We start from the raw sequence: 19,597 nt of genomic DNA, 5'->3' as shown, positions 1-19,597 counted from the left end.
AAGTCCGTAGGAAGAAACGTTCAAAAAGGCTCGACATTGCGCTCATTATGAGAAGGCGCGCGTCGAGTTCTCATGAAATTTCTTAAAACGATCTTAAATTTATTGAATTGCCGACGCCGATGGGCGCCCTATTTCGGCGCCGACAGACGATCCAGACGCAAGCGCCCGCGCTCGTCCGTCAGCCGACGCATGGCGCCATAGGCCGCCGCCATGGCCGCCATGCCGCTTGCGCCGCAAAGCAGAAACATCAGCAGAATCTGGTACTTGGCCGCGTCGATGGGGTCCATGCCGGCGATGATCTGGCCCGTCATGATGCCGGGCAAGGTAATGATGCCCGCCGCCGACATCTGGTTGATGCTGGGTACGATGCCGCGGCGCACGGATTCACGCAACAGCGTTGCGAACGCCTGCTGCGGGGTCGCGCCCAGCGCCAGCCGCGCTTCGATCGCCAGTTTTTCGCGGCGCACGCCCGACAGCACGCCGTCCAGCGCCAGGCTGGCGGCGTTCAGCACGCTGCCCAGCACAATGCCCACCAGCGCGATGGCGTAGCGCGGGTCGAACCAGGGGTCGGGGCGCAGCGCGGTGTTCAGAATGAACATGGCCGTGATCAGGGTGGTGGCCGCCACCGCCAGCGTGCCAACCCAGCCATTGCCATGCCCGGCCAGCCGCGCCTTGGGGCGGGCTGCCACTTCGCGCGCGGCCAGCGCCATCATCACCGCCACCACCAGCGCCGTCAGCCAGGGCGTGGCATGCGCGAACACCACGCGCAGAATATGGCCGACCAGCAGCAATTGCACGACGGTGCGGATCGCCGCCCACAACACCTGCCGCTGCAAATTCAAGCGCAGCGCAAACGAGATCGCCGCGCACAGCAGCACCAATAACGACGCAATGACCAGGTCCAGCGCTTGCAGCTTGATCACGTCCATAACGGCTCCAGTTGGCCCTGCGCCATGCGCCAGGTGCGGCGCGCCAGCCTGCGGGCCTGCTCCGGGTTGTGCGTGACCATCAGAATGGCCGCGCCACGATCCAGGAATTGCTGCAATGCCGCTTCCACGCGGGCGGTGGCCGCCTGATCCAGCGCGGCCGTGGGCTCATCGAGCACCAGCACGCGCGGCTGCTGCGCCAACGCGCGCGCAAGCCCCAGGCGCTGGCGCTCGCCCGTGGATAGCTCGTGCACTAAGGCATCCAGCTTTTCGGGGGGCAGGCCCAAGTCCTGCATCAAGCTTTGCGCTTGGGTGCGGTCTGGGAAGTGCGGCGCGACGTGGTCGTCCCACCACCCGGCTTCCGCCTGGCAATACACCACCTGGCGCCGCCATTCGTAGCCCCGCATCCCGGAACGCGGCTTGCCATCGAGTTCGATCTCGCCATGCCCGGGGTCCAGGTCCGCCACTTGCCGCAGCAGCAATGACTTGCCCGACCCCGACGGCCCGACAATCGCGCCGCACTCGCCTGCCGCCAAATCCAAGCTGACGGGGGCCAGGCGCTGACTGTACACGCCGCGCAACCGCAGGACGGGAACGTTGTCAGGGCGCATGGTCACCTCCGAGAGGGGTGCAAGGCCGTTGCCCGCACCCGGCTTGCCTTACAGCATGTGCGCCAGGAATTCCCGGCTGCGCGCGTGTTGCGGCGCGCTGAAGAACGTGGCGGATGGGGCTTCTTCCACGATGCGGCCGTCGTCCATGAAGATGACGCGGTGCGCCACTTCGCGGGCAAAGCCCATCTCGTGGGTAACGACCAGCATCGTCATGCGTTCGTCGGCCAGCTGCTTCATGGTGCGCAGCACTTCGCCCGTCAGTTCGGGGTCCAGCGCCGAGGTGGGCTCGTCAAACAGCATGATGTCGGGCTCCATCGCCAGCGCGCGCGCAATCGCCACGCGCTGCTTCTGGCCGCCGGACAGGCGCGTGGGATAGTTGTCGCGCTTGTTCAGCAGGCCGACCTTGCGCAGCAACTCTTCCGCCTTGGGGATGATCTGCGCCTTCGTCATGCCCTTGACCGTGATCGGCGCTTCGATGATGTTCTGCAACACCGTCATGTGCGGGAACAGGTTGAACGACTGAAACACCATGCCCATCTTGCGGCAGATGCGGCGCACTTCGGCATCGCTGGCGTACTGGCTGCGCCCGCCCGGAACCGCGCGCGCCATCGATTCGCCTTCGACATCGATACTGCCTTCGTCGATGGTCTCAAGGTGGTTCAGGCAGCGCAGGAACGTGCTTTTGCCCGAGCCCGACGGCCCGATCACCGCCACGACCTCGCCCTGCCCCAGCGTCAGCGACACCTGGTCCAGCACGCGGTTGGCGCCGAACGACTTGATGATGCCGCTGGCCTGGATCATGACGGGGCGGTCCAGGCCGGGTTGGTCCATACCGGGCCGGACGACAGCGGAGCGTTCCGTACCGGAAAGGCTGGCGCCTGCCTGCGGATTACTGGTCATATTTGGCATAGCGCTTTTCCATGTGCTGGAAGAACCACGTCAGAACCAGCGTCATGAGGAGATAGAAGGCGGCGGCGACCAGGAAAGGCGTGGTCGTGAAATCACGCTGCACGATGCCGCGCGCCGTGCGCAGGATGTCGTTCAGCGCCAGCACGTAGATGAGCGACGTGTCCTTCACCAGCGTGATGGTTTCGTTGCTCATCGGCGGCAGCACGCGCTGCACCATCTGGGGCAGCACGATGCGGCGCAACGTTTGCAGATAGGTCATGCCCAGCACCTTGCTGCCTTCGTACTGGCCGCGATCCACCGACTGAATCCCGGCGCGGAAGATCTCGGCGAAATACGCCGCATAGTTCAGCGCGAACGCCACCACGGCCGCCGGAAAATCCGGCAGCCGCACGCCAATCACCGGCACGAACGGCAGCGCAAAATAGATGAACAGCATCTGGAGCATGAGCGGCGTGCCGCGCATGAGCCAGATATAGCCGTTCACCAGACTGCTCAGCAGCGGCCACTTAGAAATGCGCGCCAGGGCCAGCACCAACCCCAAAGGCACCGCCAGGGCCAGGGTGATGAAAAACAGCGTCAAGGTCACTTTCGCGCCTTCCGCCATGGGCCCCAGCAAAGAGAGTACGTAGTCCATTCAGTGGGTTCGCGCGCCGCTTACTTGATGATGTTCGCGCCAAACCACTGGGTGGCGATGCGGCCGGCGGTGCCGTCCTGCTTCATCGAATCCAGCGTCTTGTCCAGCTTGCCCAGCAGTTCGGTGTCGTCCTTGCGCACGCCAACGCCGTAGTCTTCGGTGCCGAAGTTCTCGTCCAGCACGCGGTATTCGCCGGCGCGCTTGCTGATCAGGTAGCGGCCCACCACTTCGTCCACGACGATGGCGTCCAGACGGCCAGCGGCCAGGTCCATCAGCGCGGTGACGTTGTCGCCGAACTTCTTCACTTCCTTGATCTGCGCGGCAACCGGGTCTTTGGCGATGGCGTCGGTGGCGCTGCTGCCATCCTGCGCGCCGACCACCTTGCCGGCCAGGTCGTTCTTGACCTTCACGGGCGACTGCGTGCCGACGATGATGATCTGGTGGTTGGCCATGTACGGCGCGGTGAAGCTGATGTTCTTCTTGCGCTCTTCGGTAATGGTCAAGCCGTTCCAGAGCACATCGACGCGCTTGCCGTTGAGTTCGGCTTCCTTGGCGCTCCAGTCGATCGGCTTGAATTCCACTTCCATGCCCAGGCGCTTGCTGGCTTCCTTGGCCATATCGACGTCAAAACCGACGATCTGGTTGCTTGCGTCGCGGAAACCCATGGGCGGGAAGTTGTCATCCAGCCCCACGACGACCTTCTTCGAAGCGGCCGCGCTGGCCGGGGTCGCGTTGTCGCTCGGGCCGCAAGCGGTCAGCAGCGTGGTGGCGGACACGAGGAGAACAGCGGTCAGTTTTTTCATAGTTATGGGTGCGCCAGGCGCAAGAATAAGAATGCCGGAAAGGCTGGACAGGCAGCCGCGAGCCGCCATTTTAGCGTTACTGCCGGACCATGCCGGTTGCCCCGGCGCTGCGGGGCGCGCCGCATGCTAGGCTAGTCCGCTTCATTCGGGAGCCGAGCATGGAATTCAACATCAAGGATGGCGGGGGCAAGCTCGTGGGCGTGGCGCAGGTGCGCACGTCTGGCGGCGTGCTAATGGAAGGCAGCTTTTCCCCGTCCCCGCATTTTGAGACCTACGCCGCGCTATTTCAGGCGCAAGATGGCGGCACGTTGCAGGACGATATCGACGGGCACGGCTTCACCGCTGAAGGCCCCCTGCCCCTGCCCGGCAGCGCGCGTATTCACGACCTGCGCATTACCGGCTTGGGTGCGAACATGCGCATTGCCTTCCGCTTTGCGCCGCCTGACACGGCCAACACCAAGGCGGACGCATGACGCCCGCCATTCGGCTCGGCCCTCTGGTATTGCCTACTGAACTTGCGCTGTTGATCGCCGCCGGGGTGGTCGGCCTGCTGGCGGCCAAGCTCGTGAATCGCGACCGCGATCGCGCCGCGCACTTGAGCACCGTCTTGTGGCGGGCGTTGATCATCGGCCTGCTGGCCGCCCGCCTGAGCTTCGTCTGGCGCTACCGCGACCACTACCTGCCCGACCCGGTCAAGATGCTGGACTTGCGCGATGGCGGCTGGATTGGCTTGGCGGGGCTCGCGGCAGCGTGGGCCTATGCCGTCATCGCTGTATTGCGCCGCCAGGCGCCGCGCGTGGCTTTGTTGGGCGCGTTGGCGTTGGCCAGCGCCGCGTGGCTGGGCGGCGGGCGCTGGCTGGCCCCGACGCCGCAGCCGCAACCCGAACTGGCTGCGCTGGCCGTCCACGGCATGGATGGCGCGCCCGCCACGATGTCGGCCTTTCACGGCAAGCCCACCGTGATCAACCTGTGGGCCAGTTGGTGTCCGCCGTGCCGGCGAGAGATGCCGGCCTTTGCGGCGGCGCAGGCGGCCAACGCGGACGTCAACTTCGTATTTCTGAATCAGGCGGAAGCCGCGCAAGACGTAGCGCAGTTCTTGGACAAGCACGCGCCCGCGCTACGCAACGTGCTGATTGACCCGGCCGGCGAGGCGTCGCGCAAGTTCAGCAACCGGGGCTTGCCGGCCACGTTGTTCCTGGATGCGCAGGGCCGGCTGGTGGATTTGCGGGTGGGTGAATTGTCCACGGCGTCGCTCGCGCAGCGGCTGGAATCGATCCGGGCGGCGGACAGCGGCGACTAGGTGGTCTACACCCAACCAGCGCTTACCCAAGCGCCCTTCCGCCCATCGCCGTTCACCCGGGCAGCGTCCTCGCCCACGGCAACACCCGCCCCTGCGTCTCGCGCCCGAACAGGCGCAAACGCTGGCCGATATGCGTGGGCATGTCTTCCAGCCGCGCGACCAGCATGGGGCCGTCGGGCAAGGCGCGCACGGTAGCGATGATGGCGGGGCCGGCCTCATCGGCCGCGTCCCCTTTTGCCGGCATGACCGTCCACGCCAGCAGCTCGGCATCGTCCACCGCCACCGGCAGCACCTGGTCGTGGCCACAAGCCGGGCACCACAGCCGGGACGGATAGCACCGGTGCGCGCATGCGCGGCATTGATCAATATTCAGGCTCATGCCCCCTCCCGCGTCAGCACCGCCGCGTTGGCGCACATGCCGTAACGCACCTGGACCATGCCGTAGCCGGTAACGACGCCATGGCGCAGCCCGCGTAACTGGCGGCCGCCCGCCTGACCCAACAGTTGCCGGGCCACCTCAACCAGCCCGTGCATGCCGCCTGCCGTACCCGCCTGGCCCGCCGACAACTGGCCGCCCGCGGTATTCACCGGCAGATCGCGGGTGGCGATGCGCCGGGCGATGAAGCCGGGCAAGTCGCCCGCGCGGGCAACGCACAAGTCGCATAGCTGCGCCAAGGCCATCGCCGGGTAATCGTCGTACACGCTGACCACATCCATGTCGTCTGGCCCCATGCCTGCCGCCCGCCACAGCGCGGGCGCGAAGGCGGCAATGCCGGTTTCCAGGCCATCGCCTTCCTGCTGATCGTGGTTGTAGCGGGCGCCGCTTGCCACCAGCCGCACGTGCACGCCTTGCGGGCGGGCGCGCAGCACCAGGGCGCTGGCGCCGCTGACCACCGGCACGCAGTCCAGCCGGCTCAAGGGCGGCGCGACGATGGGCGCGTCCAGGTATTGCGCCAGCGTCAGCGGCTGGCGATAGGCGGCGTTGGGATTGCCGGCGGCCCATTGGCGTTGCGCCACGCAGAGCGCGCCATAGTCTTCGCGGCGCAGCCCGGTTGCCGCCATCTGCCGCTGCGTCAGCATCGCGAACATGGGGTTCGGCCCTTCGCAGCCCAGCGGGCTCAGGTAGTCTTGCGCGGTACGGTTGTAGCCGCGCACCAGCCCGGCAAAATCGGCGCCGGTGAAGTGGTCGCCCGACACCAGCACAATGGTTTCCGCCTGCCCGGCCGCAAGCGCCAGCCACGCCTGACGCAGCAAGTTGATGGCGCTGGCGCCGCCCATCTCGTCCTGCATGCACCAGTTCAAGCGCAGCCCCAGCCGCCAGGCCAGATCAATGGCGCGGTCCGGGCGTAGCGTGAACGACGCCACGCCCAGACCATCCACCTGCGCGGGGCTGAGCCCGGCGTTGCGCAGGGCTTCGCCTACCGCCTGCGCCATCAGGCCGGCCGTGGAGCACGACGCGTCGGGATGGCGCAACGCGGGGGTTTCACCGACGCTGACAATGCCGGGGCCGCGGTGGAGGCTGGCGCCTGCGCCAGCATTGAAGCCGTCGTCCGGGCTGGCGTCGCCGCCGTCACTGGCCATCGCGTTCATTCCGTGTCCTGCCGGGGCGGCTCGCGCGTCAGCAGCAAGGTGATGACGGTAATGGCCGCCATGCCCACCAGGAACCACGCCACGGGCGTGGCCGATTCATATTTACGCAGCAGCGCCATCGCGATCAGCGGCGACAAGCCCCCCGCGAATACCGACGCCAGCTCATGCCCCAGCGCCAAACCGGTGTAGCGGACTTCAGCGGGGAACAGCTCGGCAAAGTAGGCGGGCTGCGTGCCGATCATGGCGGCGTGGCACACCGTGTTGCCCAGGAAGAAGGCCAGGAAAATCCACAGCGGCTCCTTTGTCTGCACCATCCAGAAGAACGGAAACGCGACCAGCACCAAGCCCACCGAGCCAATCAAATACACGGCGCGCCGCCCGATGCGGTCAGACAAATGGCCGAACCACACCAGCGTACCCAGCTCGATGAACATCGACGCCAGCACGCCGCCCAACATGATGTCGTTGGAAATACCCAGGAACTTGCCATAGGCCAGCGCAAAGGCCAGGAAGATGTACGAGCCGCCGTTCTCGGCCACGCGCAGCCCCATCGCCGTCAACACCTGACGCGGATAGCGCCGGAACACTTCCACCGCCGGCATGCCGCGCTTGGCCGTCTTTTTGGCTTGCACGAATTCATCGCTTTCCGGGATGTGCTTGCGGATATACAGGCCAACCCCAAAGATCAGCACGCTCAGCAAAAACGGCAGGCGCCAGCCCCAGCTCATGAAGGAATCCTGCGGCAATTGCTGCGCCAGCATGAAGACGCCAGACGACAGCACAAAGCCGCCGGCCACGCCCAACTGGCTGAACGACGAGAAGTAGCCGCGCCGCTTGCCGCCCACGGCTTCGCTGATCAGCAGCACGCCGCCGCCCCACTCCCCGCCCGCGGCCGCGCCTTGCACGATACGCAGCACCACCATGGCAACGGGCGCCCAGAATCCGACCTGCTCGTAGGTGGGCAAGAGGCCGATCAGGAAAGTCGCTGCGCCCATCAGCCCCAGCGTCCACTCCAGCGCGAGCTTGCGGCCATAGCGGTCGCCGATATGGCCGAAGATCACGCCGCCCAGCGGCCGCGCCAGAAAACCCACGGCAAAGCCGGCGAACGCGCCCATGGTGCCCAGTAACGGGTCGGTGCCTTTGGGAAAGAACAGTTCGCCAAACACCAGCGCCGCCGCCGTGCCGTAGATGAAGAAGTCGTACCACTCCATCGCGTTGCCCGCGACGGAAGCCGTCACCACGCGCCGCGTGCGCTTTCTTTTCGCTTCGTCGGCGGCGGATAACGCCGCCCCCTTGTATGCCATCGTCATTGCCGCCCCTTGGATTTTTGAATGGATCAATGGCGCGCTAGCGCGCCACGCGATAGCCGGCGGCGTCCCGGTCCCAGGTGTCGCCGGTGATACCTTCTTCGCGCAAGCGGAACTTGCGGACCTTGCCGTTCTCGGTGCGCGGCAGATCGTCCAGCACGCGCAGATAGCGCGGCACGGCGAAATACGGCATGCGGGGCTGGCAGAAATCAAGCAGGGCCGCAGGCGTCAAGGTCTGGCCGGGCTTATAGACCAGCGCCGCCATGACTTCGTCTTCGGCCAATTCAGAGCGCACGGCATAGACCGCCACCACGGCCACCGCCGGATGCGCCAGCAGCACCTGTTCCACCTCGTAAGACGAAATGTTCTCGCCGCGGCGGCGGATGGCGTCTTTCATGCGGTCCAGGAAACGGAAGTAGCCATCGGCGTCGCGCACCACGCGGTCGCCCGTGTGGAACCACAGGTTGCGCCAGGCTTCGACCGTCTTGTCGTGCATGCCGAAGTAGCCGGTGGCGACCGCAAACGGCGGCGTGGCGCGCAGCAGCAATTCGCCGGGTTCGCCATCTGGCACGGGCGCGTCGTGTTCGTCGGCAACGATGGCGTCGAACTCGGGCGCCACCCGGCCCATCGTGCCGGGACGCTGCTGGGCCAAGGTGCCGCCCAGCGCGAAGTTGGTTTCGGTAGAGCCGTAGCCTTCCAGCAGCGCGATGCCCGTGCGCTCGGTGAAGGCCGCATGAAAACGTTCGGGCACGCCGGGCGCCAAGGCGATGCGGGTGCGATGCCGGCGTTCGGACGCAGCGGGTTCATGCGCCAGCAGCATCGGCACCATCGCGCCCAGCAGATACGTGACGGTGGCGCCTGTGGCTTCCAGCCGGTCGAAATAGCGGCTTGCGGAAAAGCGTTCGTCGCAAATGATGGACGCGCCCGTCACCAGCGCCTGAAAGCAGGCGTTCAAGGCATTGGTGTGAAACAGCGGCAAGCTGGTGTAGAGCACATCAGCGCTGGTGATTTCAAGATTGCGCGCGGCGATCTTGCCCCACCAATAGAACTGCGCATGCGGACAGCACACGCCTTTGGACAAGCCCGATGTGCCAGACGTGTACAAGATGGCCAGCATGTCGCCGGGGCCGATGTCGGCGGCGGCAGGCACGCCCGCATCGCTCGCGTGCAGGGCGGGCGGCGCGCTGGCGGGCGCAGGCAGGCCCGCCACGTCCGCCACCTCGTCCAGCAGCCAGATCTGGCGCAGCGCCAAGGCGGCGTGTTGCCCGGCGTGCTTGCCGGCATTGCCATCCTGCATGGCGGGCATGGACGCAAGCGCCGCCAACGCGGCACAGGACGCTGCGTCCGCCACCAGCAGCACGCAGCCGCTATTGGCCAGGATGTGCCGCAGCTGCATGCCGCGCGATGCGGTATTGATGGGCACCACCACCGCGCCCAGCCAGCCGCAACCCAGCACGACGGACAGGAATTCATGCCGGTTGCCGGCCATGAGCCCCACGCGGTCGCCCAGCGCCACGCCCGCCGCCGCCAAACGCGCGGCCCAGCTTGCGGCGTGGGCCGGCGCGTCGCCGAAACGCAGCGCGCCGCCGGGCGCTTGAACCCATAGTTGATCGCCCAAGCGGGCGCCCTGCTCCACCAATAACGACGGCAATGTCAACGCATGCATGACAACGCTTCCCCAGCGGTTCGGCCGCTGCGTGGCATCGCGCGACTCTGTGGAATTAGTCTAGGAATCAACTATTTATGTGTCAAATTTATGGGTATTATTTATCTTATAAATCAGACTGATACCAAGGGCATGCGTGGACTTTGATCTGAATCTCATGCGGGTTTTCCTGATCGTGCTGCATGAGCGCAGCGTGACGCGCGCGGCGCAGCGGCTGAACCTGACCCAGCCTGCCGTCAGCTACGCGTTGGGCCGATTGCGCGAACAATTCAACGATCCGCTTTTTGTGCGCACCGCCACCGGCATGCAGCCCACGCCCGTCGCGTTTGCACTGGCCGACCCCATTGAGCGCGGCATGAACAGCTTTGCCGAAGCGGTCAGCCTGCGCCAGCAATTCGACCCGGCGACGAGCACGCGGCGTTTCCGGCTATCGATGTCTGACATTGGGGAAATGGTGTTCCTGCCGCCGCTGATGGAACGTGTGCATGCGCTGGCCCCGCGCTTGCAGATCGAAGTGCTGGAGGTGGCGCTGGAGCAGCTGCCGCAAGCGTTGAAGGATGGTGAAGTCGATCTGGCTATCGGCAACCTGGCTGGCCTGGGCCGCCACACGTGCCACGCCGATTTATTCAGCGAGCGCTATGCGTGCATGGGCCGGCGCGGGCACCCGGTGCTGTCCGCGGGCCTGACGCGGGGCCAGTTCAAACGGCTGGACCATATTCTGGTGGCCTCGCGCGCCAGCGCGCACCGCCTGCTGGACGACGTGCTGGGCGAAGCCGGCCTGCATCGTCAGCCCTATCTGGCGCTGCCGCACTTTTCGGCCGCCGCCGAAATCGTGCGCCGCACCGATCTGACCGTAACGCTGCCGTACCGCGCCGCCCTCTGGTTCAACCGCGACCACGCGTTCGACATCCGCCCGCTGCCCATCTCGTTGCCGCCCTTGTGCGTCACCGTGCATTGGCATGCGCGCTTTGAAAGCGACCCGGGCACGATGTGGCTGCGCCGGCTGGTAGAAGCCACGCTGGCCGATCCCAGTAGCCCATCCCACTAGCCCATCGCAGCCAGCATCAAGTCCAGATTCTGCACGGCCGCGCCCGATGCGCCCTTGCCCAGGTTGTCGAACACGGCCGTCAACAACACCTGGCCGTGCTGTTCATTGCCATACACCGCCAGGCGCAAATCGTTGGTGCCGTTCAGCGCCTGCGGGTCCAAGTGCGACTGCGCGGCGGCTTCCTGCCGGCCCACCACCTGCACATGCGTCGTGCCGGCATAGTGCTGTTGCAGGCAATCGTGCAATTGCTGGCTGGTGACGCCCGCCGGCAGCAAACGCAGTTGCAGCGGAATCGTCAGCACAATGCCCTGCCGGAACGCGCCGTAAGCCGGCACGAACACGGGGCGTTGCGTCAGCCCGGCGTGCGCTTCGATTTCCGGCGTGTGCTTGTGCGCGAGGCCCAAGCCATACAGCTGAAACGCCGGACCTTGCACGCCGCCCGCGCCCTCGTAAGCGTCCACGCTGGCGCGCCCGCCGCCCGAATAGCCCGACACGGCGTGCACCACCGCCGGATAATCCGACGGCACCAGACCCGCCTGAATCAACGGCCGCAGCAAGGCGATGGCGCCCGTGGGATAGCAGCCCGGGTTGCTGACGCGTTTGGCGTGGGCGATGCGCTCGGCCTGCCCCGCGCTCATTTCCGGAAAGCCATACACCCAGCCCGGCGTGGTCCGATGCGCCGAGCTGGCGTCGATGACGCGCACCGCCGGGTTCACCACCGATGCCGCCGCCTGGCGTGCCGGTTCGTCAGGCAAACACAGAATGGCCACGTCGCAGGCGTTGATCGCCTGGGCGCGGCGTTGCGGGTCTTTGCGCTCGGCATCGGGCAGCGTCAGCAACTGCAAATCAGTCCGGCCATGCAGCCGCTCGTGAATTTGCAGGCCGGTCGTGCCTTGGTCGCCGTCGATAAAAACCAGGGGGTGCGTCATGACGTGCTCCGTCGCGTAAGGGGTGGGGTCAAGGGTGGGGTAAAGAGAAAAAGTAAGGGAATCAATGAAGCCAGCCGGTATCATCGGCCTGCGCTCAACATAAGAAAAGTCGAATATCATGACCGTCAACTTCATCTTTTCTGAACGAATAACCCATGCGTGAAATCAGCCTGGACCGCCTGCGTACGCTGGTCGCCATTGCCGACCTGGGTTCGTTTGCGGACGCCGCGCGCGCCTTGCATCTGGCCCCACCTACCGTCAGCCTGCATGTGGCCGACCTGGAAGCGCGCATCGGCGCACCGCTGCTGACGCGCAAGCGCGGACAGGTCCGCCCCACCGCCATTGGCGATACGCTGCTGGAACGCGCGCGCCGGCTGCTGGCCGAAGCCGATCAAGCCCTGGACGATGTGCAGCGGCAGGTGCAGGGCTTGTCCGGACGCGTGCGCTTGGGCGCATCCACCGGCGCCATTGCGCATCTGCTGCCGCAGGCGCTGGAAACGCTGGGCCAGCGCCACGCGGGCATTGACGTGCAAGTGGCGGTGCTGACGTCCCAGGAAACGTTGCAGCGCTTAAACGACGGCACGCTGGACATTGGGCTGGTGGCGCTGCCGCAACCGCCTATCGATGGCTTGATCATCAAACCCTGGCGGCGTGACCCGGTCATGGCCTTTCTGCCCGTGGGCTGGCCCGCCCCCGCGCGCGTCACGCCCGCCTGGCTCGCGGCGCGCCCGCTGATTCTGAACGACGCCACCACCCGCCTGTCGCGCCAAACCGGCGAATGGTTCGCCAACGCCGGGCTGAATCCGCGTGCCCGCATCCAGCTGAACTACAACGACGCCATTAAAAGCTTGGTGGCCGCGGGTTACGGCGCGACCTTGCTGCCGCACGAAACCACCGCGCCGCAGGCCGACCCGCGCATCATCATGCGCCCCCTGCGGCCCGCGTTGTGGCGGCCGCTGGGCATCGCGCACCGCGCCGAAAAGGTCGAACGCGCGACCCAGCATGTGCTGGACGTGCTGTGGGAACTGCGTGCGGCAAGCGGCGCGGCGGCGGCATCCTGAGCCAAACCCTGACACCCCGCCAACAAGAAGTAGGACAAACGGACAGGCCACGCGGCGCCGATGATCTATTAGAATCGCCGGGTGAACAATGATCCGTCCCCCACCACTTTGTCGCCTGCTGACTACGAACTGCTGGCCGACTTCCGATACGCACTGCGCACCTTCGCCGCCTTCAGCGAGGGCGCGGCGGCCGAGTTCGATCTAACGCCTCAACAGCACCAGACCCTGCTGGCCATCAAAGGCACGCGCAAGCATCCGCCTGGGCGGCGCGGCCTGTACGTGGGCGAAATCGCCGAACGCCTGCTGATTCGTCCCCACACCGCGGCCGAGCTGGTCGGCCGGCTGGCCCGCCTTGAGCTCGTCAGCCGCGAGGACGACGCCGAAGACGGCCGCCGCGTTGAGGTCGTGCTGACCCCAAAAGCGGAACGCGTGCTGGAAGGCCTGTCGGCTTCGCATCTGGAAGAACTGCGCGCCATGCGCCCGCTGCTGGGCCGTTTGCTGGCCCGCATCGACGGCGACGCTGGCTGACGCGTGGCCCGTGCGCTGATAGCTGGCCGTCAGTTGCCGCGTGATAAATTGTCGTCCCGCGACATATTTCAAGCACGCGAGGAGATCGTTTTGGGTGTGGCAATGAAGCGCTGGCTGAGCTCGTTCGCGCCAGCGCCGGTAGGCGTCAATGGGCGCGAAAAGCTCTATGGCGTATTGGGTGCGCTGTTCGGATTGTTCTGCACGGAATGGGTTGGCCGCCACGCGCTGGGCGGCGCCAACCCCTGGTTTATCGCGCCGATGGGCGCGTCTGCCGTGCTGCTGTTCGCCGCGCCCGCCAGCCCCCTGGCCCAGCCCTGGTCCATCATGGCGGGCAATCTGGTGTCCGCGCTGGTCGGCGTATTCTGCGCGCAGATGATTCCCGAACCGGGTGTGGCGGCTGCCGCGGCGGCCGCCCTGGCCATCGGCGCGATGTTCAGCCTGCGCTGCCTGCATCCGCCCGGCGGCGCGGTGGCGTTGACGGCAGTGCTGGGCGGCCCGTCGGTGGCTAGCCTGGGTTACGGTTTTGCGCTGTGGCCCGTGGGGCTGAATTCCCTGATTCTGCTGTGCATTGCCGTGGCGTTCAACGGCGCGCTGCGCCGCAACTATCCGCGCCGCCATGCCGACCCCGCGCCCGGGCACCACACGCGCGACGCCGCCCCCAGCGCACGCCTGGGCTTCAGCCGCGCCGATCTCGACGAGGCCCTGGCCCGACGCGGCGAACTGTTGGACATCAGCAAGGAAGACCTGGAAGACATCGTGCTGGCCGCCGAACTGCGCGCCAGCCTGCGGCGTTTTGGTGACGTGACCTGCGCGGACATCATGTCGCGCGATGTGGTCACCGTGCACGAGCAAGACCCGCTGGATTACGCCATCCGCCTGTTCGACAAGCACCGCCTGCAAGCGCTGCCCGTGCTCGACTCGGCCGGCCGCTATGCCGGCATGGTGGCGCAGGGCGAAGTGCTGGCGCGCAAGAGCCGGCTGGCCGCGAAAACGCTGGACGGCGCCCCCGCGCCCGACCTGCTGGTGGCCGATTGCATGCGCAGCGAAGTCCCCTTCGCCACGCCGGGCCTGCCCGTCATCGAGCTGGCCCGGCCCATGTCGGACAGCTTGCACTGCGTGCCGGTGCTGGACGCCGCGCGCAACCTGCACGGCCTGGTCACACAGTCGGACCTGGTGGCGGCGCTTTACCAGATGGCGGTGTCGGCAAGTTCGCAGTCGGGCGCCGAGACGGGCGGCCCGGCTAACGGCGACGGCGACGGCGACGGCGACGGCGACGGCGACGGCAATCATCGCGCCAGCCTACGCCACGGCCGAGGCACCAGCCCAGGCACGGGCGAAGACCCCCGCCCTCACGCCAAGCAACGCGCCGCCTGAATCCTCCGTAGCCTTACGGATTCCGGTCCGCAGCGGCCGCAAGGCATAATTCCCGCGTGAATCCCCTATCGCGCTCCCGCGCCCTCCTCTGCTGGCTGGTTCTGTTCTGCCTGGGCGCCGCCTGGATCGCCCGCCAGGAATACGTCGACCAGCACGACCGCTTCTTTCAAAGCACCAGCGTGGCCCAACGCATGCTGAGCCAGAAGACCGTGCAGCATGAAGCCGTGCTGGCCACGCTGGCTGCCCTGTCGCACCCGCCCACCCCCGAACGTCTTTACCCCAGCTTGCAGCCCGCCATGCCGCAGTTGCAGGGGCTGGGCTATCTGGCCGATGGCGCGTGGGCAGGCAGCCTGGCCCAGCCGCCGGGCCTGTCCGACGCCCTGGATCGCGCCCGCCAACTGGGCCGGCCGGTGACGCTGCCTGTGGACGCGGCGCACTACTGGCTGATCGCGCCGTCCAGCTGGAGCCTGCTGGTGGACGCCCGCCAGTTGGTCCCCGCCGCCGACTTTCCGCCGGGGCTGGCGAACCTGACGCTGACCGTGGATCAAACCCCGCTGACCCTGCTGGACAAGCAACCCGCCGACGCCTTTGGCCTGACGATGACGCTGCAAAAACCGCTGGGCGCGGCCAGCCAGCCCTTTCAAATGCGCAGCACGCGCACGCTGACGCCTGGCTTCTGGCCGTGGACCGCGTGGCTGCTGTGGGCGGCGGCCAGCGCTTTGCTCGTGGCAGGCGCCGCCGCCTGGCAGCGGTCGCACGCCGACGCGCGCCGGCAACAGGAACAGGTGCGCCTGGCCGCGATGGCGCGCCTGAGCACGCTGGGCGAAATGGCGGCGGGCATCGCGCACGAATTGAACCAGCCGCTGACCGCCATCCTGGCGCACACGCGCGCCGCCGAACGTCTGCTGGATGACGAGGAAGAACGCCCCGCCGTGCGCCATGCGCTCTTGGCCAGCGCCGAACAGGCCAAGCGCGCGGCCGACATCATCAGCCGCATGCGCGCACTGGTCCAACCCAGCTCGCCCGCCCGCCGGGAAGCGCTGGACCCGGACGCGCTGGTGGCATCGCTGCGCTTTCTGCGCGAACCGGAATTGGCCCGTCAGGGCATCCGCCTGAGCTGGCACAACACCAGCCCCGGCGCACGTCCGCTGGGCGACCGCGTGGCGCTGGAGCAGATCCTGCACAACCTGGTGCAGAACGCGGCGGACGCCGTGGCCGCCAGCGACGGCCCGCGTCACATCCGGCTGGAAGGCCACGCCCAAGGCGGTGATTATCTGTTCACCGTCAGCGACACCGGCCCCGGCATCGCGTCCGACGCCCTGCCCAAGCTGTTCGCGCCGTTCTACACCACGCGCCCACACGGCATGGGCCTGGGGCTGGCCCTGTGCGAGACGCTGGCCGGCTCCATGGACGGCCGCATCGCCGTGCGCAACATCACCCCCACAGGCGCCTGCTTTACCGTGAGCCTGCCGCGCTCGGGAGCCCCCGCATGACCGCTCAAGATCCCCGCACGCTGGAACACTCGCCGCTGGTGTATCTGGTGGATGACGACGACGCCGTGCGCGACGGCCTTGCCTTGCTGCTGCGTAGCGTGGGCTTGCGCAGCGCGGGCTTTGGCGACCCGCTGGCCTTTCTGGCGCAGCTGACGCCCAGCGCCATCGGCTGCGTTGTGCTCGACATCCGCATGCCCGGCATCAGCGGGCTGGACGTGCTGACGCGTCTGGCCGATCAATCCGACCTGCCCGTCGTCATGCTGACCGGCCATGCCAACGTGGACCTGTGCCGCCGCGCCTTCAAGGGCGGCGCGATGGAATTCCTGCAAAAGCCGGTGGACGACGATGTGTTCCTGGACGCCGTGCAAGCGGCCGTGCGCACCCACATCGCCAGCCGCGAACGGCTAGCTGTGACGCAGGCCGCCACCGAGCGGCTGGCGCGTTTATCCGGCCGTGAACACGAGGTGCTGGAACGCATCGTGCAAGGCATGAGCAACAAGGAAATCGCGCGCGAATTTGATTTATCGCCGCGCACGGTGGAAACGTATCGGGCGAATGTCTTTGCCAAGCTGGAAGCAGATTCCCTGGCGCAATTGATCCGCCAGTACGCAACGTTGCTGGATTAGCCTCCGTATCCCTACGGAGGTTTGGGCGTAATCGGGCGTATACCGGCCGCGCCGCGTTTTCGCCACACTGACTGCTCCTACCGAACCCCTTCAAAAAACTAGGATGCAGACCATGAACCGGATCACGCTCGCCACCCTGATGTCCTCGCTGGCGTTTGCCGGCGCCGCCAACGCCGCCGTGCTGAACGAAAGCAATCTGTCGATGGCTGACGCGCAAAAGCTCGCCACCGCCACCGTCGCCGCCTGCCAGGCCAAGGGCTACAACGTCAGCGCGTCGGTCGTTGACCGCGCCGGTCTGCTCAAGGCCTTTGCCCGCGCCGACAACGCCGGCCCGCACACCATCGAAGCCAGCCGCGCCAAGGCCTTCACCGCCGTGTCCGCCAAGACCCCGACGCTGACCATGATGGAAAACGCGCAAAAGAATCCGGGCGCGGCCAACCTGACCGACATCCCGGGCTTCCTGCTGCTGGGCGGCGGCGTGCCGGTCAAGGCGGGCGCCAATGTCATCGGCGCGATCGGCGTGGCCGGCGCCCCGGGCGGCAACCTGGACGCTCAGTGCGCCGACTCGGTGCTGGAAGAGAACGCCGCGCTGTTCAAGTAAGTTGCGTTGCGGGGCGGGCGGCGGGGGCTCTTACCACACGCAGCGCCGCCCAGATCCCCGCGAAGCAGGCGGCGCCAAACACCCAGCCCGACAGCGCGCCCGCCATCACGCCAGACAGCAGCGTGCCCACGGTGCACCCCAGCGCCGTCATGCCGCCCCAGCCCATCAAGACGCCGCCCGCAAAGTTGCGCGCCACGTCCTTCAGCGAGGGCAGCCGGGGCCGGAATGCGCCCGCCGCCAAGGCCGCCGCCCACGCGCCCGCCACCAAGGCCAGCACGAACGCGCCGTTGTTCGACAGCAATACCTGCTTGACCGCCGTGGCGCAGCCCGCAAACGTATCCAGGCCTTCGAGCCGATCCGGCAACCCGCCCGCACGCGCGGCCAACGTGCGCGCCACGCTGCCAAGTTCCGCCGTGACGCCCAGCGGCGCAATCCGCAAGTACGCCATCACCCCGATGGCCCCGACCAGAATGCCCCCTACCGCTGGCGGCCAACGTTCATGCAAGACCGCATGCCAGGGCGATGCCGCCCGCTGCGGCAACGCCGTCTGCGCACCGCCTCGACGCACCACCGCCCACGCCAGCGCCAGCAGCACCGCGCCTTGCAACAGCACGGTGCCGCCATACCCGAGTTGCTGCGGCAGCCACACGACAGGCGCCTGCTGAATCACCGCCAGGTACAAGGCGTTCCACGTCGCAAAGCCCAGCACGAAACCCACGCCTGCGCCCAGCAGCGCAAAGGGAGAGCCCAGCGCCCCTTCGCCCAGCCGGTAGAAGTGCGCGCTGATGCAGGAGCCCGACACGCGCATGCCCACCCCGAAGACGAACGCGCCCGCCACCAGCGCCACGCTGACGGGGCCGATGTGCGCGCCGGGCGGCAGGCGGTCAGCCGACGGAATCGGCAGAAACGCGCCGAACACCGCGTGATACCCCAGCATGCCCACGCCCAGCGCCAGCAACACGGCAAACATGCCGGCTGTTTCCTTCTTGTCGATGAAGTCGCGGGCGATGCAGTAGAAACAGAAGCGCGAACGTTGCAGCACAATGCCGAACGCCGCGCCCAGCAGCACGGACAAGGCCAGGCTGCGCCCGCCATCCGGCAATGGGGCAAGCAGCCAGGCGGCGGCAACCACGGCCGCCAGCACGGCGGCGGCCGATCCATAGCGCAACGTCGTCACGTCAGGTCTTGCCCCACACGGTGCCGGCGGGGTTGGTGATGGGCGAGCCGACGCTGTTGCCGTATTCCGTCCACGAACCGTCGTAGTTGCGCACGTCATAGCCCAGCAGTTTCTTCAGCGCAAACCACGAATGGCTGGACCGTTCACCAATGCGGCAGTACGTGATGATGGGCTGGCTGCCGTCCACGCCGGCCGCCTGGTAGATGGCCTTGAGTTCGTCTGCCGGCTTGAAGGTGCCGTCATCGGCCACCAGCTTGCTCCAGGTGACGTTGACCGCGCCCGGCACATGGCCCGCGCGCACGGCCAGTTCCGGCACGCCGTTGGGCGCGAAGATCTTGCCGTTGTATTCATCGGCCGAGCGGATGTCGACCAGCACGCCCTGCTTTTCCTTGCGGGCCACGGCCAGCACGTCTTGCAGATGCGCGCGCAGCGCCGTGTTGGGCGTCTTGATCTGCGCCGTGCCAGCCGGCTGAATCTTCGCGCTATTGGCCAGCGGGCGCCCTTCGGCTTCCCACTTCTTGCGGCCGCCATCCAGAATCTTCACGTTATCGATGCCGTAGATATCAAAAATCCACGCGCCCCACGCCGCAAACCAATTGTTGTTGTCGCCGTACAGCACGGTGGTGGTGTCGGCATTGATGCCGGAGCGCGCCAGCAGCGCCTGGAATTGCTTGGGCGGCGCGATGTCGCGGTTCACGGTATCGACCAGATCGGTGTGCCAGTTCACATTGGCCGCGCCGGGAATATGGCCGCGTTCGAACAGGCCCGGGTTCACGCTGACCTCCACAACGCGCACCTTGGGGTCGTTCAAGTTCTTTTCCAGCCACTCGGTCGTGACCAGAAATTTGGCGTGTTGCGCCGCTGCGGGCGCAGCGGCAAAGGTGGCCAGCACGGCGACCGCGCCAGCGAGCAACTTGCGTGGGGACATCGGATTCTCCTGTATGCGGCGGCTGATGCGCCGTTCAAACCGGACGATATCGGCTGCGCTGCCGGGCGCGAACGACATTGTTTTCA

The 19,597-nt window shown here is 66.8% G+C and carries 20 protein-coding genes and 1 pseudogene; 9 read left to right on the top strand and 12 right to left on the bottom strand.

Features of this window, described 5'->3' with window-relative positions; genetic code table 11:
- Positions 1 to 128: 128 nt before the first annotated feature.
- The 5 genes from ACFZAI_RS27405 to ACFZAI_RS27385 form a co-directional block, all read right to left on the bottom strand.
- Positions 129 to 929, bottom strand: coding sequence for an ABC transporter permease (locus ACFZAI_RS27405; RefSeq protein WP_391569958.1), 801 nt, complete (start codon positions 927 to 929; stop codon positions 129 to 131).
- Positions 920 to 1,537 carry an ATP-binding cassette domain-containing protein gene (locus ACFZAI_RS27400; protein ID WP_391569957.1) on the bottom strand — a complete coding sequence of 206 codons (618 nt, stop codon included), beginning with the start codon at positions 1,535 to 1,537 and terminating at the stop codon, positions 920 to 922. Before ACFZAI_RS27400 ends, ACFZAI_RS27405 begins: the two co-directional genes overlap by 10 nt.
- A 48-nt stretch (positions 1,538 to 1,585) precedes the next feature.
- The gene (locus tag ACFZAI_RS27395; RefSeq protein ID WP_175169471.1) at positions 1,586 to 2,338 is read right to left on the bottom strand and encodes an amino acid ABC transporter ATP-binding protein; all 753 of its coding nucleotides are present in this window, start codon (positions 2,336 to 2,338) and stop codon (positions 1,586 to 1,588) included.
- Between the two features lie 88 nt (positions 2,339 to 2,426).
- A complete protein-coding gene (locus tag ACFZAI_RS27390) occupies positions 2,427 to 3,080 on the bottom strand; it encodes an amino acid ABC transporter permease (protein ID WP_054422969.1) in 654 nt (217 codons plus the stop codon).
- Positions 3,081 to 3,100: 20 nt separating this feature from the next.
- Positions 3,101 to 3,883, bottom strand: coding sequence for a transporter substrate-binding domain-containing protein (locus tag ACFZAI_RS27385; RefSeq protein WP_391569956.1), 783 nt, complete (start codon positions 3,881 to 3,883; stop codon positions 3,101 to 3,103).
- A gap of 158 nt (positions 3,884 to 4,041) precedes the next feature.
- Between ACFZAI_RS27385 and ACFZAI_RS27380 the strand changes: the two genes are divergently transcribed.
- Both ACFZAI_RS27380 and ACFZAI_RS27375 read left to right on the top strand, forming a co-directional pair.
- The gene (locus ACFZAI_RS27380) at positions 4,042 to 4,356 is read left to right on the top strand and encodes a hypothetical protein (protein WP_391569955.1); all 315 of its coding nucleotides are present in this window, start codon (positions 4,042 to 4,044) and stop codon (positions 4,354 to 4,356) included.
- Complete coding sequence (locus ACFZAI_RS27375; protein ID WP_391569954.1) at positions 4,353 to 5,183, top strand: redoxin family protein; 831 nt, start codon at positions 4,353 to 4,355, stop codon at positions 5,181 to 5,183. Before ACFZAI_RS27380 ends, ACFZAI_RS27375 begins: the two co-directional genes overlap by 4 nt.
- Before the next feature lie 52 nt (positions 5,184 to 5,235).
- Here ACFZAI_RS27375 and ACFZAI_RS27370 read toward each other — a convergent pair whose 3' ends face one another.
- From ACFZAI_RS27370 to ACFZAI_RS27355, 4 genes and pseudogenes are all read right to left on the bottom strand, one after another.
- Positions 5,236 to 5,562: a Zn-ribbon domain-containing OB-fold protein gene (locus ACFZAI_RS27370; protein WP_391569953.1), complete on the bottom strand. Its 327-nt coding sequence runs from the start codon at positions 5,560 to 5,562 to the stop codon at positions 5,236 to 5,238.
- Complete coding sequence (locus ACFZAI_RS27365; RefSeq protein WP_391570283.1) at positions 5,559 to 6,617, bottom strand: thiolase family protein; 1,059 nt, start codon at positions 6,615 to 6,617, stop codon at positions 5,559 to 5,561. The genes ACFZAI_RS27370 and ACFZAI_RS27365 overlap by 4 nt, the downstream gene beginning before the upstream one ends.
- Positions 6,618 to 6,769: 152 nt before the next feature.
- A complete protein-coding gene (locus ACFZAI_RS27360) occupies positions 6,770 to 8,083 on the bottom strand; it encodes an MFS transporter (RefSeq protein ID WP_391569952.1) in 1,314 nt (437 codons plus the stop codon).
- A 37-nt stretch (positions 8,084 to 8,120) separates the two neighbouring features.
- Positions 8,121 to 9,770, bottom strand: a pseudogene (locus ACFZAI_RS27355) (ATP-dependent acyl-CoA ligase); the annotation flags it as partial.
- A gap of 133 nt (positions 9,771 to 9,903) precedes the next feature.
- Here ACFZAI_RS27355 and ACFZAI_RS27350 point away from each other — a divergent pair.
- Entirely contained in the window at positions 9,904 to 10,794 is an 891-nt protein-coding gene (locus tag ACFZAI_RS27350) for a LysR family transcriptional regulator (protein ID WP_391569950.1), read from the top strand.
- Here the strand turns inward: ACFZAI_RS27350 and argC are convergent.
- Positions 10,791 to 11,723 carry an N-acetyl-gamma-glutamyl-phosphate reductase gene (gene argC, locus ACFZAI_RS27345; protein ID WP_391569949.1) on the bottom strand — a complete coding sequence of 311 codons (933 nt, stop codon included), beginning with the start codon at positions 11,721 to 11,723 and terminating at the stop codon, positions 10,791 to 10,793. The genes ACFZAI_RS27350 and argC overlap by 4 nt on opposite strands.
- 155 nt (positions 11,724 to 11,878) lie before the next feature.
- Here argC and ACFZAI_RS27340 point away from each other — a divergent pair, with 155 nt between their 5' ends.
- From ACFZAI_RS27340 to ACFZAI_RS27315, 6 genes are all read left to right on the top strand, one after another.
- Positions 11,879 to 12,784, top strand: coding sequence for a LysR family transcriptional regulator (locus ACFZAI_RS27340; protein ID WP_391569947.1), 906 nt, complete (start codon positions 11,879 to 11,881; stop codon positions 12,782 to 12,784).
- 81 nt (positions 12,785 to 12,865) lie between these two features.
- Positions 12,866 to 13,312, top strand: a complete 447-nt coding sequence (locus ACFZAI_RS27335; protein ID WP_391569946.1) for a MarR family winged helix-turn-helix transcriptional regulator — start codon at positions 12,866 to 12,868, stop codon at positions 13,310 to 13,312.
- 90 nt (positions 13,313 to 13,402) lie between these two features.
- On the top strand, positions 13,403 to 14,686 hold the full coding sequence (locus ACFZAI_RS27330) for an HPP family protein (RefSeq protein ID WP_391569944.1): 1,284 nt from the start codon (positions 13,403 to 13,405) through the stop codon (positions 14,684 to 14,686).
- A 56-nt stretch (positions 14,687 to 14,742) separates the two neighbouring features.
- Positions 14,743 to 16,179, top strand: coding sequence for a sensor histidine kinase (locus tag ACFZAI_RS27325; RefSeq protein WP_391569943.1), 1,437 nt, complete (start codon positions 14,743 to 14,745; stop codon positions 16,177 to 16,179).
- Positions 16,176 to 16,805 carry a response regulator transcription factor gene (locus tag ACFZAI_RS27320; RefSeq protein WP_054422938.1) on the top strand — a complete coding sequence of 210 codons (630 nt, stop codon included), beginning with the start codon at positions 16,176 to 16,178 and terminating at the stop codon, positions 16,803 to 16,805. Before ACFZAI_RS27325 ends, ACFZAI_RS27320 begins: the two co-directional genes overlap by 4 nt.
- Before the next feature lie 112 nt (positions 16,806 to 16,917).
- Entirely contained in the window at positions 16,918 to 17,406 is a 489-nt protein-coding gene (locus ACFZAI_RS27315) for a heme-binding protein (protein WP_391569942.1), read from the top strand.
- On the opposite strand, the gene ACFZAI_RS27310 is transcribed toward ACFZAI_RS27315, so the two are convergent.
- Together ACFZAI_RS27310 and ACFZAI_RS27305 are read right to left on the bottom strand one after the other, a co-directional pair.
- Positions 17,399 to 18,583 (bottom strand): YeeE/YedE family protein, encoded by a 1,185-nt coding sequence (locus tag ACFZAI_RS27310; protein WP_391569941.1) that lies wholly within the window; start codon positions 18,581 to 18,583, stop codon positions 17,399 to 17,401. The two genes, ACFZAI_RS27315 and ACFZAI_RS27310, sit on opposite strands and share 8 nt — an antisense overlap.
- 1 nt (position 18,584) lies before the next feature.
- Positions 18,585 to 19,511, bottom strand: a complete 927-nt coding sequence (locus ACFZAI_RS27305; protein ID WP_391569940.1) for a sulfurtransferase — start codon at positions 19,509 to 19,511, stop codon at positions 18,585 to 18,587.
- Between the last annotated feature and the right edge of the window lie 86 nt (positions 19,512 to 19,597).

It is taken from the genome of Achromobacter sp. NPDC008082, from assembly GCF_042957345.1.
In the GTDB taxonomy this organism is placed as follows: Bacteria; Pseudomonadota; Gammaproteobacteria; order Burkholderiales; family Burkholderiaceae_B; genus Achromobacter; species Achromobacter kerstersii_A.
Note: the sequence above shows the minus strand (reverse complement) of the source record. Positions and strands in the feature narration are given on the sequence as shown.

Coding starts and splice junctions, on each gene's coding strand:
- ACFZAI_RS27305 (WP_391569940.1), bottom strand. CDS start 19,511: ATGTCCCCACGCAAGTTGCTCGCTGGCGCGGTCGCCGTGCTGGCCACC.
- ACFZAI_RS27320 (WP_054422938.1), top strand. CDS start 16,176: ATGACCGCTCAAGATCCCCGCACGCTGGAACACTCGCCGCTGGTGTAT.
- ACFZAI_RS27375 (WP_391569954.1), top strand. CDS start 4,353: ATGACGCCCGCCATTCGGCTCGGCCCTCTGGTATTGCCTACTGAACTT.
- ACFZAI_RS27360 (WP_391569952.1), bottom strand. CDS start 8,083: ATGACGATGGCATACAAGGGGGCGGCGTTATCCGCCGCCGACGAAGCG.
- ACFZAI_RS27380 (WP_391569955.1), top strand. CDS start 4,042: ATGGAATTCAACATCAAGGATGGCGGGGGCAAGCTCGTGGGCGTGGCG.
- ACFZAI_RS27315 (WP_391569942.1), top strand. CDS start 16,918: ATGAACCGGATCACGCTCGCCACCCTGATGTCCTCGCTGGCGTTTGCC.
- ACFZAI_RS27370 (WP_391569953.1), bottom strand. CDS start 5,562: ATGAGCCTGAATATTGATCAATGCCGCGCATGCGCGCACCGGTGCTAT.
- ACFZAI_RS27385 (WP_391569956.1), bottom strand. CDS start 3,883: ATGAAAAAACTGACCGCTGTTCTCCTCGTGTCCGCCACCACGCTGCTG.
- ACFZAI_RS27400 (WP_391569957.1), bottom strand. CDS start 1,537: ATGCGCCCTGACAACGTTCCCGTCCTGCGGTTGCGCGGCGTGTACAGT.
- ACFZAI_RS27405 (WP_391569958.1), bottom strand. CDS start 929: ATGGACGTGATCAAGCTGCAAGCGCTGGACCTGGTCATTGCGTCGTTA.
- ACFZAI_RS27395 (WP_175169471.1), bottom strand. CDS start 2,338: ATGATCCAGGCCAGCGGCATCATCAAGTCGTTCGGCGCCAACCGCGTG.
- ACFZAI_RS27365 (WP_391570283.1), bottom strand. CDS start 6,617: ATGGCGCAGGCGGTAGGCGAAGCCCTGCGCAACGCCGGGCTCAGCCCC.
- ACFZAI_RS27390 (WP_054422969.1), bottom strand. CDS start 3,080: ATGGACTACGTACTCTCTTTGCTGGGGCCCATGGCGGAAGGCGCGAAA.
- ACFZAI_RS27350 (WP_391569950.1), top strand. CDS start 9,904: ATGCGGGTTTTCCTGATCGTGCTGCATGAGCGCAGCGTGACGCGCGCG.
- ACFZAI_RS27340 (WP_391569947.1), top strand. CDS start 11,879: ATGCGTGAAATCAGCCTGGACCGCCTGCGTACGCTGGTCGCCATTGCC.
- argC (WP_391569949.1), bottom strand. CDS start 11,723: ATGACGCACCCCCTGGTTTTTATCGACGGCGACCAAGGCACGACCGGC.